We start from the raw sequence: 16,726 nt of genomic DNA, 5'->3' as shown, positions 1-16,726 counted from the left end.
TATGAAGCCGATGCAAATGTGATTATGTTAATGTGATACGATCACTTCAACTCGTGTCATGCTCAATTTAAGTTTTGAACATTCGCTTTCAAAACGGTCATCATATGACTTATAACCATCCCTGATTGAAGCTGGCAAACTCTGCCTTCCGAAGTGAGGCAGTGGACAACGAGTTTAGGGCAAGGACGGTTCAGCGGTCGTGAACGTCGCGATCACGATCCGCTAACCTTTCGGCCGGAGGCCTTGATGACCTGCGGACAAGGGAGCCGAAAGAGGGCCGTGAAACTGGGACTGCGTCAAGTTCATGAACGCCGAGCGAGGAAGGGCTAACCTTTTTTATTCTAAGCGGCTCTGGGAATGGGCCGCTAGACGCCGAGAGTTCAGATATTTGCTGTTGGTTTGTCCCCACCCGCGCTGTAGCGGAATTGCCCTGTCCAGCCTCAAGCTCCGAACGAAGAACGACTTTCTGACCTACAGGAAGTTCCAGACGTTGTCGCTGGCTTGTCGTTGCTAACTCCAGATTTGGCTTGACTTCATTATTTGCCAGCTCCGAAACATTTTGTATGGGGGGATGGCGGGCTAATATTGGCTGAGGGATGCCATTTCGCGTCGAGTCGATACCGACACTTTTCTCGTGATCGTAGGCGGCTATAAGTGCTTTCGCAGCTTCTGTGAATTTCTGGGCAGCCTTAATCTGCACATCGCCCACCGGAGCTTCCCTGCTTAACTTCAACGTGGCCTCCAAAATTGCCGAGAGGTCGAGGTTTCCGGTATTGCTGGGAAGCGAAGTAGAAGGGGTCGCAGAGCCTACGAAATTGGTAGAGGTCAAACTAGGGGGACTTGGGCTGGCGGACGCCCCAGACGGAAGCTCCCCAACAACAACGGCTTCCGGCGAATGGAATCTTGGTGTCTCCAACCCATACTCGGGGAATTTCGGAGCGGCATCTTTATGAAAATTGATCGGCGGACCTTCCGAAGTGGTTGCACGAAAGGAAAGAAGCCGGAGCAACCTGCCTTTCATTGATCTTCCCCCTGAAGCACTTGCCATATATGTACCTCGACAACGCTTTGATGGATACACTCCATCGGCCGGCCCAAATCGTCGAGATATTATGGCATACAATGACAACGCTTTAGCGGACGTTTTAGCTACGAATGAAACTCGGGCTCAAAAGGCCTTGCCGGTCCCCCCGTGCCGCCGCCAATCTAGCGACCGGTACACAAAACGGCGACAAGAACGGGTCGGAACGAAGTAAAGCCAATGTTGGGCCGAGGGTTTCTTGATGAGTTATCGCACACGTAGCTCAATGAGGTTTGTAGGGAGAATCGCGAAAATCGCCTGACATTTGACCGACCTTTTGGAAAGCTCGGCTTAAAAAAGTGGCACGTAGTGCCGACGGATCGTCAATCTTTTCCGGGAGGAGAAACGGTCAGCGCTCGCACTGAGGGCAAGGCGGGGACATAATCGGTGTCTGTTGCGGAACATGCTGACGGGAAAAAGACACGAGAATTCAGGCGTCTAGTTCTTATATCCGTGCTTCATTTGTATGTTCCCTAGTCAAGAGATCGTGAGCCGATTGCACCAAAATGCAAAGCTTACAGCGTCTAACCACCTGCCTCGGTCTTACAAATTAGTTTGAAATTTGGGTTTCTATTGGGCTCATAACCGGTCGAGGCTTTTACCGGGTAACCCCGGACAGTATCGAAAAATTCAGACTCCGTTTATATCGTAATGAACCGGCATAGGAACCGGCATAGGAACCGGCATAGGAACCGGCATAGGAACCGGCAAAATATGTTCATCGTCACACCCGTACAGTGTTGATTTTGATTGCTTTACAAGCGGCAGAGAAACCGGCATTAAAGGCGGTATGGATATTGCATTTATGGAACCGATGGTGCCCTCGGACGACAAGGGCGCCCTTGGAGATAAAGTTTTAACGCTGGTCGGCGAGGCCAATCAGCTGGCTGGTCGTGTTCACCCGATTTTGGCTGGTTCGATTGGTGACCTCGTACGTTCCATGAACTGTTATTATTCGAATCTTATTGAAGGGCACGACACGCACCCACGCGACATCGATCGAGCACTCGCGAACGATTTCTCGGAGGAGCCTGAGCGGCGAGAGCTTCAGCAGGAAGCGGTCGCCCATATCCATGTCCAGAAATTGATCGATATCGGCGACGATCCAGACGTATGGCCGGCTTCCGCCGCCTATGCATCTTGGCTCCATGAGGAGTTCTGCTCGCGCCTTCCCCCGGAGATGCTATGGGTTTCCAATCGCACGACTGGAGAACGTGTGCCAATCATTCCTGGAGAGTGGCGAAACCGGGACGTCCAAGTTGGACGCCATCTGCCGCCCGAACCAATAGATTTGCCGCGTTTCATGGTCCGGTTCGATAAGGCATATCAACATCCACCATTAACCCGGTCGCAGCAGCTCCAATCTGTGGGTGCCGTCCATCATCGGTTTCTCTGGATCCATCCTTTCCTCGATGGCAACGGCCGTGTAGCGCGTTTGATGTCCCACGCGCTCTTGAAGCGCCTTGGCGTTGGGACGAGTCTCTGGTCGGTTGCCCGCGGTCTCGCGCGACAGGAAACGAAATATAAGGCGCTTCTCATGGCTGCCGACGGTCCGCGTGCCGGCGATCGCGACGGGAGGGGCAATCTCACCCATTGGGGGCTGGTCGCCTTCTGTGACTTCTTCCTTGATCAGGCGATCGACCAGATCCGGTTTATGAGCGGCCTAATCGAGACCGACAAGCTGCTCATGCGCATCGAAATCCACATCGAGGAAGAAATCCGCGCCAAGAAGCTCCCCCGTGGCTGTTTCCAGGTCCTTCGCGAGGCTGTTCTGGCTGGCGAGGTGGAGCGCTCGAAAATTCAAATGATAACCGGCTACGAGGAGAGGGCGGCGCGTAACGTCACATCGGCGCTCGTCGAGCGCGGAATGCTTTCCGCGACCTCGCATAGGGCGCCGCTTCGCCTCGCCTTCTCGGCGGACACGGCCGAGCGGTGGTTTCCAAACCTCTATCCAGCCAATGCGGGGTCAGGCAAATGAAGGATCAGACAGTCATCCTCGTCAGGCGGTTCTTTCCCGCAGCACCACAGCGCGGGGATTGGGAGTTTCTCAGCCCGGTCGCCGGCGGCACTGCCCAGCATTGGCGTGCTTTCGAGAACCTCTACCGCGTCCTCATTCTGGCAGAGCCTGGTGCCGGAAAAACCTTTGAAGCTCGCGATCAGGCGCGCAAGCTTGCTGAAAAAGGCAAGAAGGCTTTCTTCATCCGGATCGAGAAGCTCGACAGCACCTTCGATACAGCCTTTGAAATCGGCACCGCGGAGGCGTTTGAAAGCTGGCAATCGTCCCCGCTGGTATGCGCTATGGGTTGCTTGCGACCCTGGAGCGGCAATCCCGGCTCTGCAAGCCGAGCTTGAGGCGCTTGGCGATGAGGCCCCGGAATTTGCAGCACTTTGTTGTTTCGCTTATGGGGACGCGATTTGGAGGCAATGCGATGTCGTCCGGCTATCGAAGCGCCGCTCAACTCAAGACCCTCTACGTGCTTAAACTTCTATCTCACCAAACTCCGGCCTCACGACCGACGAGATCGATGCTGCCGAATGTGGCGTGACCTATAGACCGAACCTCACGGCGTAAATTCAGTCTCGGGCGACACCAATACGCCTTGGACAAAGAGCTGCGGAATGTCATGAGGACCCGCTGGTTGTTCAACCTGGCAACTTAACAGCGCCAATTCAAAGGCTTGTTGTGGATCAAGTCCCACCGAAACCGTTTCGTAGAATTTCGAGGAGAACGTGCGCGCCGCTTCATCATCAATCCGGTCGCTCATCAAAATGGCGTACTTGATGTCTTCTCCTAAGCTCGAGATTGCCGCCGCAGAGTAGCAAGCGTTTAGAAAAAGACATTCCGGAAGACATGTCGCTCTCAGCAATTTTGCCAAATTTGGTGCCGAAAGTTCCACGCCCCTGCCCTGGCCGGACAGCATCAGGGATCCCATGCTCGAACCGTGGGCAGAAATATGGAGGAAGCGAGGGCGATGTTCGATAAGTGCCTTCTTCAGATCGTCGAAGCGAGCTGCAGGAAGTGAAACAAGGTCAAGTTTGCTCAAATCTCGCAGTGTTCTTACGGCTTCAGCTATGCTGCGCTGTTCATCATCGAGCGGCAGCATGGGGGTATTTCGGATCGGCGGAGACGCTGATGCGAAAACCAGCTTATCCTTGTGTGCACGACCGAGAGTACCCGATGACGGGAGCTTAGTTGTTGGGTGTCCAATTAATAGCGCCTCGAAACTTCGCCGTAGTGAATGAAGTAACTTTCCATCGTAGACCTTCTCGAGAGCCAGAACCGATTTGATAAAACCGTCAGCCGCCGTCACTCCGAAGCCGGCAAGAGCCGTCTTCAGGATTGGTCTGAGTTGCGAGTGCCGCAATCCGCCTTCGGTGCCGCGTTGTTCTGTGATCTTGATGGCGCTCCAATAATCGGAAGCCAAGATATTTGCCTCAACCGCGCATTCGACGATCAGATCATCTACGCGTTGCAAGAGTTTCAGCTCTTCGAGCTGCATGGTTCGCAAAAGCATACCCTCGTCACGCAACTGTCCCGGCTCAATCGAACAAGCCCGTAAAACCTCCGCAAACACGCCAAGGTTTGCTATACTGCGCGGTGAAACCATCTTTGAATCGACGGCCAACGAGGGTGAACTTTCGACTGCCCCGAGCGTTAGCGACATGATCGTAGTGTAAAGATCCGCCAGCTTCCGTCGCAACCATGACTGGGAGGCAGCGAGGTCGGGATTGGCGATAATCGTCGGCTCAATCGACTGCCAGATAAAGTCAAATTTGCGATCATCAGCTAATGCGGCGCATGCAGTGATCGCATTCCTTGCCCGAGGTCCGCATGCAGCATCAAGATGGCTCTTTATGCTATCCGGATCATCAGATAGGCAGGAGGTTTTCCAAGCTTCCGTGATACTAAGACTAATATCAATGTCATCGCGGATGGCGGCAATTCCCAGTCCATCAAGAACCCGTCCGTGCTGCGTCACGACCGTCGCGTTGGCGTAGGGGCTGAAGCTTGAGGGGCTCTTCGATATTTTGCCGCTGCCATGGTCGGAAAATGAGGGGTAATTAGCGCTATGAAAAAACACGCAATATCCCGCATCCATGTGCCATATTCGTGGAAACTCAGACACAAGCCGCCGCGTTGAAGCCGACTCAAAGTAGAAGGAACCAGCCAGGAGCAGCCGTGGCGATCGCAAGAGCGAGACCACAAAGCTGTCAGTCACCTGCGTGGGTGTGAGATCGTAAGCGAGCTGGGTGGGAAGATTACCCCCGGTAAAAAACAGGCCAGGCCTATTAGAAGCGTGCACGTCGATACGCATGCGTCCTATTCCACCTGATCTAGAAATTGATCACAGCTGCGAAAGAGCGATCTTCTCCAAACGATCGGCGACCTCGGTAGGCGTCGCATGTGTGGTATCGATCGTCATTACAGATATATCTGCCGGGAAATCGCGACAGACGACCGAGTATGCCTGGTCAAGCCGATCTAGGAAATCTCGCGAATACGATTTCTCATGTGCTCGGCCCCGCAGCTCAAGACGCTTGCGCGCAACGGCGGTATCACATCTAAAGTGAAGTACGAATTTCGGGAGATGCATCTGACGACGTAAAAAAAGATAAAGCGCAAACATCGTTTGATACGAATCATCATCCATTTCGCCGCCCTCTCGGACAGCCCGTGCATACGCCCATATGGAATGAATGCCTTGGTCGGCGATAGTGGCCTCACCGAGCTTCTCATTCTGCAAGTGCCGGATAAGAAGAGCTTCAATCTCAAATGGCAAATAGGCTCTTGAATCGCCTGCCTTGAACAACCGCTCGAAGTAGCGCTGGAACCGAGGTAGCTGAAGAAGGGCTCCGTCGTACGCCCTGGTCAGGCCCGGGTGCCTTTCAATCAGCGACGTGATCGCTGTTGACTTCCCCGAAGAGGTCCCGCCCAGAACCAGCCCGTAAGTCCCTTGCGTCGACTCTTCGACCAGCCGACCCGCATACTCGTTCTTCACTTCGTCTTCCAAGTCGTCGGTACTTCGCACGGCGCTTCTCATTCTCTGGAAACAACCGTGTTTGGAGATCACGATGCTGATCCCACTCGAGGAGGTCTCCAACAGTGTTGTAAAAATAGGGGACGACCCGGCGCTTCAATATGCGCGTCTTGGCAACCCATTCCAAATGCCGAACTTCATCGGGCTTCTTGATCAAATCAGGCTTTCTATCCAGATACAATACGAACGATATGTATTCAAAGGTGGTCGTATCCGTGGTCACTATGAAGTTGCTTAGATGGATAAGTTGATCTGCGCTGACCTTCAGCCCGATCTCTTCGTCGAGTTCTCTGGCCATGCACTCCGCAGGGGTTTCTTGCGGTTCGATTTTTCCCGTGGGGATTGCCCAATGCAACGCGAAAGGCTTTCGCTTCTGCCTCTGCATGACAAGCACCTCGTCGCCCAGGACACAAAAGCATCCAGCTGCGCGAAATGATGTCTGCTGTGCTTGGACTTTGTGCGAGATCATGCGTCATTATACCGAAAAAGACAAAGCAAACCACTGAGGACGCCGTGTATCCCCAATCAAGTTACGCTAAGTCCTCTCGGCAATCAACCTACGCTGGTGACTTTACAAGGCCGACCTCGGAATCTTCGGTGTCGAAAGCCGCCAACAGGCCGATCTCTGCTGACGTCAACAATCGCGCCTTAATCGATTCACGGTTTGCCCTGATATGGGACGACCCGACTTTCTGCCACCAAAGCGAGGCAACGCCGGCGACGTGTGGGCAAGCCATGCTCGTACCGCTCATCGTCGCCAAACCACCATCTCGAGCAGCAGAAAGAATATCGCCTCCGGGGGCACATATTACAGCCCGTCCATTTGAGAACTCTGCGATCTCTAGCCCCCCAGCAGCTTTGCGAAGTGCTGCCACCGAGATTACTCCGCTCGCCGATGACGGTAGCGATGCCGACAAGCGAAAGCGTGGATCCTGATCCCTCATGCTGTCATTCCCAGCCGCCGCAATCACGAGAGGACCACGCGCGGACGGTCCAGTTGCCTCAATCGATCCCATAATGGTATCAAACATGCGAAGACTGTCCTTGAAATGCTCAAGAGCGATCGATGTTGCCAGCTTGATAGGGTAGTCGTCCTCGACCAGTTTGGCGACAAGGCCTGGAAAATCAAAACCAATCGACATGGAAATAATGTGCGCGCCATGATCCGTGGCCCATCGCATTGATTTGAAGATAGCGAGGCTGTCGCTCTCACCATTGTCACTGAAAATCTTGCCAATCAGAGCCTTGTTGACGTTGCGCGCGATGCCGATCCGGACCCCGTCAACGTCCCTGCCAAAGATCGTCCCAGCACAATGTGTGCCGTGACCGTCGGCATCTCCATTGCCGGTTCCACTGAAATCTTCTTCAACGATTTGAACATCGTTGAAAGCCGGGTGGCTACGATCAATGCCAGTGTCGAGAACGGCAACGTTTACTCCAGATCCGTCTAATGGGGATTCACTTGCCCCTACCGCCGCAATCCCCCAGGATTCACTTGCCTCTGATCCCCTTTCGATTGAGCGGGCAGTCGGTCGAATCATGCGGACAGGCATGATCAACCCGTAATCTTTTACGTTCGGATCCCGATCGATATCGCGAAGTTCGCTGGACGACAGTTCAGCCTCATGAATATTGAGGTCGGAGATACCCCACTGCTTCTCCGGCCTTGCCCATCCAGACGACGAACGATAGCTCTTCGGGACTTCCAAAATCGCATATCTGCGCTTCATTATGTTTCAGCCACCCCCAACTTATGCGTTACTAGATCGGTAGGTTGTATCGTGCGCTGCCACTACAACAGTGACGGTTGGGTCGTCAACGATCTCAGCCTCACTAGCTATGATGGAAGCACCTCCCGTCCAAAATCCTCGAAGATGGGCTCAAGCCGAATACCCCATCTGAGCCTAGAGATGACAGTAAACTCCCTCTTGCCCACCCAGTCGAGGCAAGGTGCGATACCCCCGACCGTTCGAGCTTTTGTGTCTTGGACGATCTAAAACCGCGATTATTGATGCCATGCGGCTAGTCCTTGGGACACGCGGGCAAGAGTATTTTTCGCGTCGGGGAGGCCGATTTTCATCAGCCGGCAGATGGAAGCGGAGCCAGGGCAGAAATCCGTATCCAGCTCCGGTTCGATGCACTGAGCGCAGGTGACCGAGCCGCGTTCCTCGAGCACCTCACATATCTAGGACTCGTTAAATCAAAGCCAGAAGATGACGACTGCTGCGATGCATATGGTTGAAAAGAAGGTGTGAGCGCAGCGATCGTATCGGGTGTGAATTCTGCGCCAGTCCTTGAGCCTGCCGAACATGTTTTCGATCTTGTGGCGCTTTTTGTAGAGCGCCGGATCGTGCGGGATGACGACCTTTCGGCTTAGTCTTCTTTCAAACCTTTGTAGCCGGAAAGATCGGCATCATTCTCGTTCTTAAGGAGGATAATGCGGGCGCGTTCCAAGGCATTCTTGTAAGCTGGCGACGCCGGTTTCATTCTCAAATAGTCACAGAGGCTATCCACCAACATCCCGCTCGTCGAGAATGTCCGACCGTCGGCTGTGATGCCACAAGCTGCCAAGCGAAAATTGCCGATGGGCATCCAGGTTGTCTCCGTCCAGATCTCCCCTCCCCGCGGCGTATCCTGGATTATTTCGCTGAGCTGCTCTTCCAGACTGTTTTCCCTATCTGTCAGGAGGAAGCTGTTGTCGTTCGTGAAAAAGACGACCTGGATCGTATCCGGGGGCACACCGGCCAAGCCGATGTAGCAGGGAAGCGCGCGTCCATCCTTGATCTTGATCTTGTCGGCAAGGCGCGCAACCAACGTTGGCCTTCGAAAAAGTGGCCTGTCTGCCGTGTCGTTCTTCGGCACAGCCAGGTTAAGCTTGATTTTCTGCGTCTGGAGACATGAAACAAGGCCGTCCATAGCATGGAAGGCTTCGGAGATATGGCGCCCGTTCAAGATTCGGTCATAGAGCAGCCGCGTCGCCGCAATTGCCGCCTGATTGGTGATCGGGGCTGTGGTCCCGATCGCGAGGAACCCCCGCTCAGCAAGCGCTTTCGCGACATTGGAACTCTCACAGGCATTGAGGAAGATGAGCCTCGGAGGACTATCCGGCTCAAGGAAGGTTGCCAGCGCCTCGCCGGAAAGTTTGACGAGTTCGCGCGATCCGCCATTGAAGGCCTCCTTGGCAAACCACAATCCGGCCGTGGAGCCGTGGACGGCAATGTGAAGAATATCTGGCTTGTGCTTCGAGAGCGCGATCGGAAGCTCCTCAATCGTGATATCCGGGAGGAAAACGGTCTTGAGGACGTCACTGGAGGATTCTGACAGGCTCTGCTGCAGGTCCATGATCTCGCCGGCAACAGCGAGTGACTCCGCCTCCGGCGCCTGGGATGCCACATAGAGAATCTTCATGCACCTCTCGCAAAATTGGAGCGAAAACCGGTTTGACAATAACGCCTAGATTGTAAAAGGATAGGGCAAATAGGGGATCTCGCGATGGAAAAATTGCTCATTCTGAAGTCGGTCGCAGCTACGGAAACCTTCCGCGGCGGGCCGGGTCCGAAGCCGGCTGCCGGGACAGCGCGCCTAAAGGCGCAGACCATGGAACTCGAGGTCGTCGATGCCAGTCCCGACGCGTTGCGCAACGCCGAGCGGGATGAGGCAATCCAAGCCTATGGCAGGGCGATGCCTCTCAAGCTGATTGCGCCACGCAAGGCAAGCAAAGCCGCCAGCCGCCAGCAGATCGAGGCAGCGGTGCTGGCAGGTCGGTCATGGGGTGTCGAAGCCGTCTGTGGACCCAACCCGGGCTATGACGGCTCGGGCGTTATCGTGGCCGTCCTCGATACCGGGATCAACAGGGAACATGCCGCATTCAACGATCCAGAGCTCGAAATCGTCGAGCAGGATTTCACCGGGACCGGCAACGGTGACACGGATGGCCATGGGACCCATTGCGCGGCGACGATCTTCGGCAGAAAAGTCAATGGCGTGAGGATCGGTGTCGCGCCGGGAATTCGGAAGGCGTTGATTGGAAAGGTGATCGGAGGCTCCGCCGGTACCGCGGCCTTGCTGGAGGGGTTTCAGTGGGCGCTTTCGAGCGGTGCAAACGTGATCTCGATGTCGCTCGGCTTCGATTTTCCGCGCTATCGCGAGTGGCTGGTCGAAAAAGGGTACGCAGCGGAAGCGGCGACCTCTCAAGCGCTTGAAACCTTCATGGACAATATTCGCCTGTTCGATGCGCTGCTGGAGATGAACAGGCGCCAGCAATCGATTGGCCGCTCCGCCGTCGTCGTTGCGGCAGCCGGCAATGAAAGCGGCCGTGACGCGGCAAAGCCGTATGTGATCCAACGGTCGAGCCCGTCCGCCGCCATCGGCGTGATTTCGGTCGGCGCCGTCATGGAGGCGGACGACGGGCTGACGGTCGCGCCGTTTTCAAACACCAATCCGACGCTGGTCGGTCCGGGCGTCGGTATCGTTTCGGCCGGGAAGGTCACAAAGACCAGGAAAGATGCATTGGAGGCCATGGACGGCACCAGCATGGCATGCCCCCACATCGCGGGGCTGGCAGCCCTGCATTGGCAGGCCGCCGCAAGTCATGACAGAACGGCTGAGAAAGTCGCAGATCGTGTTCGCAGATCGTGCAGCCGGGATCGAATTTCATATGAAGAGGCGACCATCCCCGATATCGGTGAGGGCCTTGCCTTGGCTCCGGTCAAGAAGCCGGCAACGCCGCGCTAGGCGCGTAAAGGAAGACTGTTGCGTTGTTATTCGTGTCCCCAGCGCAACGTCTTTCTCGTCGGCGGCACGGGAACAGGCAAGAGCCATCTGGCCATCGCGATTGCCCGCGCGCTCATCCGCAACAGCACGCGCGGCCGCTTCTTCAATGTCGTCGATCTGGTCAATCGGCTGGAAACGGAAACGCGAAACGGCAAGCAAGGGCGGAAGGCGGATTACCTTACACGCATCGACTTCATCATCCTCGATAAACTCGGCTATCTGCCGTTCGCACAGGCCGGTGGTCAGCTCCTGTTCCATCTGATCCGCAGGCTCTACGAGCGCACTTCGATCATCGTCACCACGAACCTCGCCTTCGGCGAATGGCCGTCGGTGTTCGGCAATGCGAAGATGACGACGGCTCTCCTCGACCGTTTGACCCACCACTGCGAGATCGTGGAAACCGGCAACGAGTCCTGGCGTTTCAAAAACGGGTCTCAAAGCTAAAGCCGAAGATACCCATCACCCGCACTTGGCCTACCCTCTGCAACCCCGGCCAGCGCCGGGCAGGCCAAGCGCTGATCGTCTACAGGGGGGTGAAGATTGGGTTCTTCAAGTGCGAGCCGCCGTCGCGGACGGCCGTCTCGAACAGGCAAAGCTCGACCTCGCAGCCTAACCCCCAGCTTTTTCCCGCTCCCAGAGAAGCGGCCGCATTCTCACGTTTAACTACCAAACAACAGAAGGTGACGATGGCTTTCGAATTATTCAAGGACGCGCTCAGCGAGAGCAGGCGGTCTCGACCGGAATCGAACCGGCGCTCCCCTATGTCTCCTCGTGTAGGGGGCGACATCTACCCGACCACCAGCGTCCACCACTGCTCAGCTGGAGGCCGTTACGCCACCGGCACAAGTTAGACTTACTCGTCCTCCGCTAGATAAGCACGCCTTCTTCTGATTGCCGGAAGCAGTGCCGAGCCCAGGACCAATACGGTGACAGTCAAGATCGCGAGCGTGAGCGGCTCGCCTACGAATGTGGCGACCGAGCCGTGGCTGAGTATCAGACCTCTATGCAGGTTATCTTCCAGCATTCCGCCGAGTACCAACCCGAGCAGCAAGGGCGCTGCCTCAAATCTGAGTTTCGAGAGCAAGTAACCGACGACGCCAAACACAGCGACCTGCAGCACGTCGGATGGCCGGGCATTGACCGAGTAGATGCCGACACAGCAGAACAGCACGATCATCGGGAACAGCAGATGATACGGCACCTTGAGAAACTTCACCCAGATGCCGATCAATGGCAGGTTGATGATCACTAGCATGAGATTGCCGACCCACATCGAGGTTATGACGCCCCAGAAGAGATCGGGATGCTTGGCAATGACCTGCGGGCCGGGAATAACACCGTGCAGCGTCATGGCGCCTCCGACGAGCGCCATCGTTGCCGTTGAGGGAAGTCCGAGCGTGAGCAAGGGGACAAAGGTTGTCTGGGCTGCGGCATTGTTGGCGGATTCGGGGCCTGCAACGCCTTGGATCGCGCCTTTTCCGAACCGTTCGGGATGGCGTGAGATCCGTTTTTCCAGTGCGTAGGACGCAAATGTCGAGAGCGTTGCACCATTTCCGGGAATGATGCCGATCAGCGCTCCAAGCACGGATCCCCGGGCGATGGCGCCTGAGGCATCGCGCATGTCCTGGCGGTTCGGAAGCAAATTTCCGATGACATTGCCGATGACCGGCTGCTGCTCGCGTGCTTCGAGATTGCGAAAGATTTCGGCAATGCCGAACAGACCCATGGAGACGATGGCGATGTCAAACCCGTTGTAGAGGAGGTCGGTCCCAAAGGTCAGTCGAGGCTCGCCGGTGACTTGGTCCGCGCCCACCAATGCCATTACCACGCCGATGATGAGCATGCTGATCGCCTTGAGCAACGAGCCGCCGGCAAGAACGATGGCAAGGCTTAGCCCCAACAGCATGAGTGCAAAATAGTTGCCGGCCGTCAGGCTGAGCGCCAACTCGGAAAGCGGAATGGCGGTGGCCGCGATGACGAGCGTCGCAAGAGTCCCGGCGGCGAATGAACCGATGGCCGCGATGCCAAGTGCTTTACCGGCTTTTCCCTGCCGGGCCATCGCATGGCCATCGAGCGCGGTGACGATCGAGGAGGATTCGCCCGGCATGTTCACAAGGATCGCTGTCGTAGAGCCGCCGTATTGTGAGCCGTAATAGATGCCCGCTAGCATGATGAGCGCACCGACCGGCTCGGTATTATAGGTAATCGGCATCAGGATCGCGATCGTCGCAAGCGGCCCGATACCCGGCAACACCCCGATCAGCGTGCCGACAAAACACCCGACAAAGCACAGCAGCACGTTTTCGAACGACAGGATGACGGAAAAGCCGAGATACAGATTATGGAAGAGGTCAGCCACGGTTCCGCTCCGGCAACATGTAGAGGATGACGTATAGGCCGAGCGCGGCAATCGCGTAGGCGATGTAGCCGGCACGTAGCGCGAGATATTCTCCAAGATGCGAGTTCAGCAAATCGCCGACTGCTTTTGGATAAACGGGAATGTTCACGGAAAGAACGTCCACGAATATCAGAAGCAGTGCCGACGTCAGGCCGAAAGCCAGTATCAGCAAGCTTTTCAGGCGCAATCTATCCGCGGCGCAGCCAGCGATGAAGATGGTCAGAGGACCGACGACCAGCAAGCCGAATTGCGGCGTAGACACCAACCCGAACTTGCCGCCGCGGATGAAGAAGCCGAATACCCCTATAGAAAAGATGATCAGCGCGGCGGGCCGTACGGCGATTTCCAGGCGTTCACTGCTTTCCGGAGACTGAAACAACCCTTCGAGAAAGACGCCAATTCCGGCAAGAACCAGGGCGACAGACAGTATCTTTGGAAGCGCGCCAGACTTGATATCGGCGATGGTGCCGAACTCGAGCTCGATCGCCCCGTACCAGATCAGGAAGGCGAACATCATCAGCAATACTCCGCCGATCACATCGACACGCGCATAGCGCGGCACGGCATGGGACAGTTGCTGCTCTGATGGATCAATTATCACCGTTGTCTCCGTGAGACGCGTTGGCAGAATATCGGCCCGTCAGGACCTACCGATCGTGACGGGCGCATTCATCAGGGGCCAGGCGGACCGATTATTTCACGTTCTTGGTGTCTTCGATCAGGGTCTTCCAGCCTTTGACCTGCCGTTCCATGAACGCCTTCGTCTCACCGGCATCGTAATCGAGCTGCTGGATCGCCAGTTCGGCATAGCGATCCTTGACGTTCTTGGTGCTCAAAGCCTGGCGCGTCTTGGAATTCAGCGTCTCGACGATCGCTTGAGGCGTATCTTTCGGAACAAACAGTGCAGTCCAGGAATCGATGAAGTAGTTCTTCACACCGGCTTCGGTGATCGATTGCACATTCGGAAGTGCAGGAGACTTGTCGGGACCGGTCATGGCAATCGGCGTCACACTGCCTGCCTTGATGAACGGCATCGCCGTGCCAATATCGAGAATGGTCGCCGAGACCCGCCCGGCAATGATGTCATTGATCGCATCGGGACCGCCTTTATAGGGAACCGACGTCATCGTGAGGCCGGCACGGAGCTCAAGACCCTTGCGCGCGAAATCTCCAACGCTCGTCCAGCTCGCGTATGTCACCTTGTCTGAATTGGCCTTCGCATAATTCAACAGTTCCGGAAACGTCTTGATATTAAGGTTATTGGCGACGACCATCACATAGGGGGTGTAGCCGAGGATCGCGACCGCCTTCAGATCCTCCAGGGCATTATAGTTCGCGGCCTTGTTGGTAACAGGATTGATCGCAATCGTTGAGGCCACCCCCATGACAACGGAGTAACCGTCGGGGTCGGCGGCGATTCCCTGCTTGGTTCCGGGCACGCCGGCTGCAGCCGGAACGTTTTCGATGACGATGCGCTGCCCGAGGATCGACGCCATGGCGTCGCTCCAGATGCGTGTCTGCGTATCCGCTCCGCCACCGGCCGCAAACGGCACGATCGCGTTGATCGGCTTGTTCGGATAGTTCTGTGCGCCGACACTCGCCGGTCCTAAGGTAGAGGCCGCGACTGCCGCGATTGCCGCCATGGACAACCAACCGAGGCCGTTCTTGATCTTTTGTCTGTTCATGTGCAATCCCTCCCGAAAATTGCGTGCCAACAAGCACATTGCTTGTTTTGTCTTCGGCTGAAGGCGATAGCTCCCACCGCCCACAGCCGACATTAGATTAAAAGAAGTGCGGATATAACATATTGGGGTCCTGGCGAGTTTCGGACAGTGAAATCGATCACGGCCGCGAAAGGGCTTTAGCTCTACGTCTCAGGTAGATAGCCGCATGCAGGAACCGCTGAACCCCGAATGCCGAAACGGCGCGCTGTGACCCGGTTGGATCACCAGGTGACAGCGATGTACTTGGTCTCGCAGAACTCCAAAATGCCGTGATGGGCTCCTTCCCGGCCGAGCCCGCTTTGCTTGACGCCGCCGAACGGAGCCGCCGGATCCGATGCGAGACCGCGATTGAGACCGATCATACCGCTTTCCAAGCGCTCGGAGACGCGGAGGCCCCGAGCAAGGTCCTTCGAATAGACATAAGCGATCAGGCCGTATTCGGTGTCATTGGCAGCCTGGATGACCTCGTCCTCCGTTTCGAAGGTCGAGAGGGCGGCGATCGGCCCGAAGATTTCCTCGCCGGTTATCGTCGCATCCTTCGCGACGTTGCTGATCACCGTTGGCGGGAAATAAAACCCGTCCTGCTGCAGAGGCTGGCCGCCCGTCAACACATTTGCGCCACGGCTGACCGCGTCGTCGACCAGGCCGGTGATGCGGTCGACGGCGCTCTGGTTGATCAGCGGGCCGCATTGGGTCGCCTTGTCATAACCTGGGCCAACCTTCATCGCGCCCATCCGTTCAGCAAGTTTCCTCGAGAAGGCGGCGGCGATACCTGTTTGGACGTAGAAACGGTTGGCGGCGGTGCAGGCCTCGCCGCCGTTGCGCATCTTGGCGACCATGGCGCCTTCAATCGCCGCATCCAGATCGGCATCGTCGAACACGATGAACGGGGCGTTGCCGCCGAGCTCCATTGAGCAGGAAATGATCGTATCGGCCGCCTCGTGCAACAGCTTGCGGCCGACCTCGGTCGAGCCGGTGAAGGACAGTTTGCGCACCCGCGGATCATGCAGCATGGCGCTGACGACAACGCCTGAGCGGCTGGTGGTGATGACGTTGATCACACCATCCGGAACGCCGGCCTCGGCATATAGGGCAGCGAGCGCGTAGGCAGTCAGCGGTGTTTCGGTGGCGGGCTTCAGCACGCAGGTGCAGCCGGCGGCAAGTGCCGGGCCGATCTTGCGCGTCGCCATCGCGGCCGGAAAGTTCCAGGGGGTCACCAGAACCGCGATGCCGATCGGCTGATGCTGGACAACGATCCTGTTGGCGCCCGACGGCGCCGTATAGATCTCGCCGTTCAATCGAACGGCCTCTTCCGAAAACCAGCGGAAGAATTCGGCGGCATAGGCTACCTCGCCCTGAGCGTCGCTCAGCGCCTTGCCGTTTTCGAGGCTGATCAGTTCGGCGAGCATATCCTTATGCTCTATCATCAATTCGAAACAGCGGCGCAGGATTTCGGAACGTTTGCGCGGCGGGGTCGCGGCCCAGGCCGGGGCGGCCTTGTGGGCGGCGTTCACCGCCTCCATCGCATCGTCTATGCTCGCATCCGCGACCGCGACAATCGGCGTGCCTGTCGAGGGATCAAGTACGTTGATGCGCTTGCCGGTGGAGCCGTTGCGCCATTTGCCACCGATGAAGAGATCGGTCGGGACTGAATTGATGTTGAAGCTGAGGGCGGAGGTGATCTTCTGCATAATAGTCATCTGGCTGGTCT

The 16,726-nt window shown here is 56.5% G+C and carries 12 protein-coding genes and 3 pseudogenes; 5 read left to right on the top strand and 10 right to left on the bottom strand.

What is annotated here, in order from left to right; translation table 11 throughout:
* The first annotated feature begins 1,871 nt into the window (after nt 1–1,871).
* Both MOV63_RS14005 and MOV63_RS14000 read left to right on the top strand, forming a co-directional pair.
* Nucleotides 1,872–3,059 (top strand): Fic family protein, encoded by a 1,188-nt coding sequence (locus MOV63_RS14005; RefSeq protein WP_247034319.1) that lies wholly within the window; start codon nt 1,872–1,874, stop codon nt 3,057–3,059.
* Nucleotides 3,014–3,433: a hypothetical protein gene (locus MOV63_RS14000; RefSeq protein ID WP_247034318.1), complete on the top strand. Its 420-nt coding sequence runs from the start codon at nt 3,014–3,016 to the stop codon at nt 3,431–3,433. The genes MOV63_RS14005 and MOV63_RS14000 overlap by 46 nt, the downstream gene beginning before the upstream one ends.
* A gap of 209 nt (nt 3,434–3,642) precedes the next feature.
* On the opposite strand, the gene MOV63_RS13995 is transcribed toward MOV63_RS14000, so the two are convergent.
* Complete coding sequence (locus MOV63_RS13995) at nt 3,643–5,397, bottom strand: CHAT domain-containing protein (RefSeq protein WP_247034317.1); 1,755 nt, start codon at nt 5,395–5,397, stop codon at nt 3,643–3,645.
* Nucleotides 5,398–5,427: 30 nt separating this feature from the next.
* On the bottom strand, nt 5,428–6,111 hold the full coding sequence (locus tag MOV63_RS13990) for a deoxynucleoside kinase (RefSeq protein ID WP_247034316.1): 684 nt from the start codon (nt 6,109–6,111) through the stop codon (nt 5,428–5,430).
* A gap of 43 nt (nt 6,112–6,154) precedes the next feature.
* On the opposite strand from MOV63_RS13990, the gene MOV63_RS13985 reads away from it, so the two are divergent.
* Nucleotides 6,155–6,358, top strand: coding sequence for a hypothetical protein (locus tag MOV63_RS13985; RefSeq protein ID WP_247034315.1), 204 nt, complete (start codon nt 6,155–6,157; stop codon nt 6,356–6,358).
* Here the strand turns inward: MOV63_RS13985 and MOV63_RS32970 are convergent.
* From MOV63_RS32970 to MOV63_RS13970, 4 genes and pseudogenes are all read right to left on the bottom strand, one after another.
* Nucleotides 6,275–6,505, bottom strand: a pseudogene (locus MOV63_RS32970) (NUDIX hydrolase); the annotation flags it as partial. The gene MOV63_RS13985 and the pseudogene MOV63_RS32970 sit on opposite strands and share 84 nt — an antisense overlap.
* Nucleotides 6,506–6,677: 172 nt before the next feature.
* Nucleotides 6,678–7,850, bottom strand: a complete 1,173-nt coding sequence (locus MOV63_RS13980; RefSeq protein ID WP_247034314.1) for a S8 family serine peptidase — start codon at nt 7,848–7,850, stop codon at nt 6,678–6,680.
* 470 nt (nt 7,851–8,320) lie between these two features.
* A pseudogene (locus MOV63_RS13975) lies at nt 8,321–8,500 on the bottom strand (transposase); the annotation flags it as partial.
* On the bottom strand, nt 8,494–9,528 hold the full coding sequence (locus MOV63_RS13970; RefSeq protein WP_247034313.1) for a CHAT domain-containing protein: 1,035 nt from the start codon (nt 9,526–9,528) through the stop codon (nt 8,494–8,496). The pseudogene MOV63_RS13975 and the gene MOV63_RS13970, both read right to left, overlap by 7 nt.
* Before the next feature lie 84 nt (nt 9,529–9,612).
* On the opposite strand from MOV63_RS13970, the gene MOV63_RS13965 reads away from it, so the two are divergent.
* Nucleotides 9,613–10,854 carry a S8 family serine peptidase gene (locus tag MOV63_RS13965; protein ID WP_247034311.1) on the top strand — a complete coding sequence of 414 codons (1,242 nt, stop codon included), beginning with the start codon at nt 9,613–9,615 and terminating at the stop codon, nt 10,852–10,854.
* Between the two features lie 39 nt (nt 10,855–10,893).
* Nucleotides 10,894–11,337 (top strand): annotated as a pseudogene (locus tag MOV63_RS13960) (ATP-binding protein); the annotation flags it as partial.
* A 409-nt stretch (nt 11,338–11,746) separates the two neighbouring features.
* Here the strand turns inward: MOV63_RS13960 and MOV63_RS13955 are convergent.
* From MOV63_RS13955 to MOV63_RS13940, 4 genes are all read right to left on the bottom strand, one after another.
* Nucleotides 11,747–13,252, bottom strand: coding sequence for a tripartite tricarboxylate transporter permease (locus MOV63_RS13955; protein ID WP_247034366.1), 1,506 nt, complete (start codon nt 13,250–13,252; stop codon nt 11,747–11,749).
* Nucleotides 13,245–13,892 carry a tripartite tricarboxylate transporter TctB family protein gene (locus MOV63_RS13950; RefSeq protein WP_247034309.1) on the bottom strand — a complete coding sequence of 216 codons (648 nt, stop codon included), beginning with the start codon at nt 13,890–13,892 and terminating at the stop codon, nt 13,245–13,247. The genes MOV63_RS13955 and MOV63_RS13950 overlap by 8 nt, the downstream gene beginning before the upstream one ends.
* Nucleotides 13,893–13,983: 91 nt before the next feature.
* Nucleotides 13,984–14,976 (bottom strand): tripartite tricarboxylate transporter substrate binding protein, encoded by a 993-nt coding sequence (locus tag MOV63_RS13945; RefSeq protein ID WP_247034307.1) that lies wholly within the window; start codon nt 14,974–14,976, stop codon nt 13,984–13,986.
* Between the two features lie 260 nt (nt 14,977–15,236).
* Complete coding sequence (locus tag MOV63_RS13940; RefSeq protein WP_405029334.1) at nt 15,237–16,715, bottom strand: NAD-dependent succinate-semialdehyde dehydrogenase; 1,479 nt, start codon at nt 16,713–16,715, stop codon at nt 15,237–15,239.
* Nucleotides 16,716–16,726 lie beyond the last annotated feature (11 nt).

It is taken from the genome of Neorhizobium sp. SHOUNA12A, from assembly GCF_023006505.1.
GTDB lineage: Bacteria > Pseudomonadota > Alphaproteobacteria > Rhizobiales > Rhizobiaceae > Neorhizobium.
The sequence above is the reverse complement of the archived record's forward strand: the minus strand, read 5'-3'. Positions and strand labels throughout refer to the sequence as shown.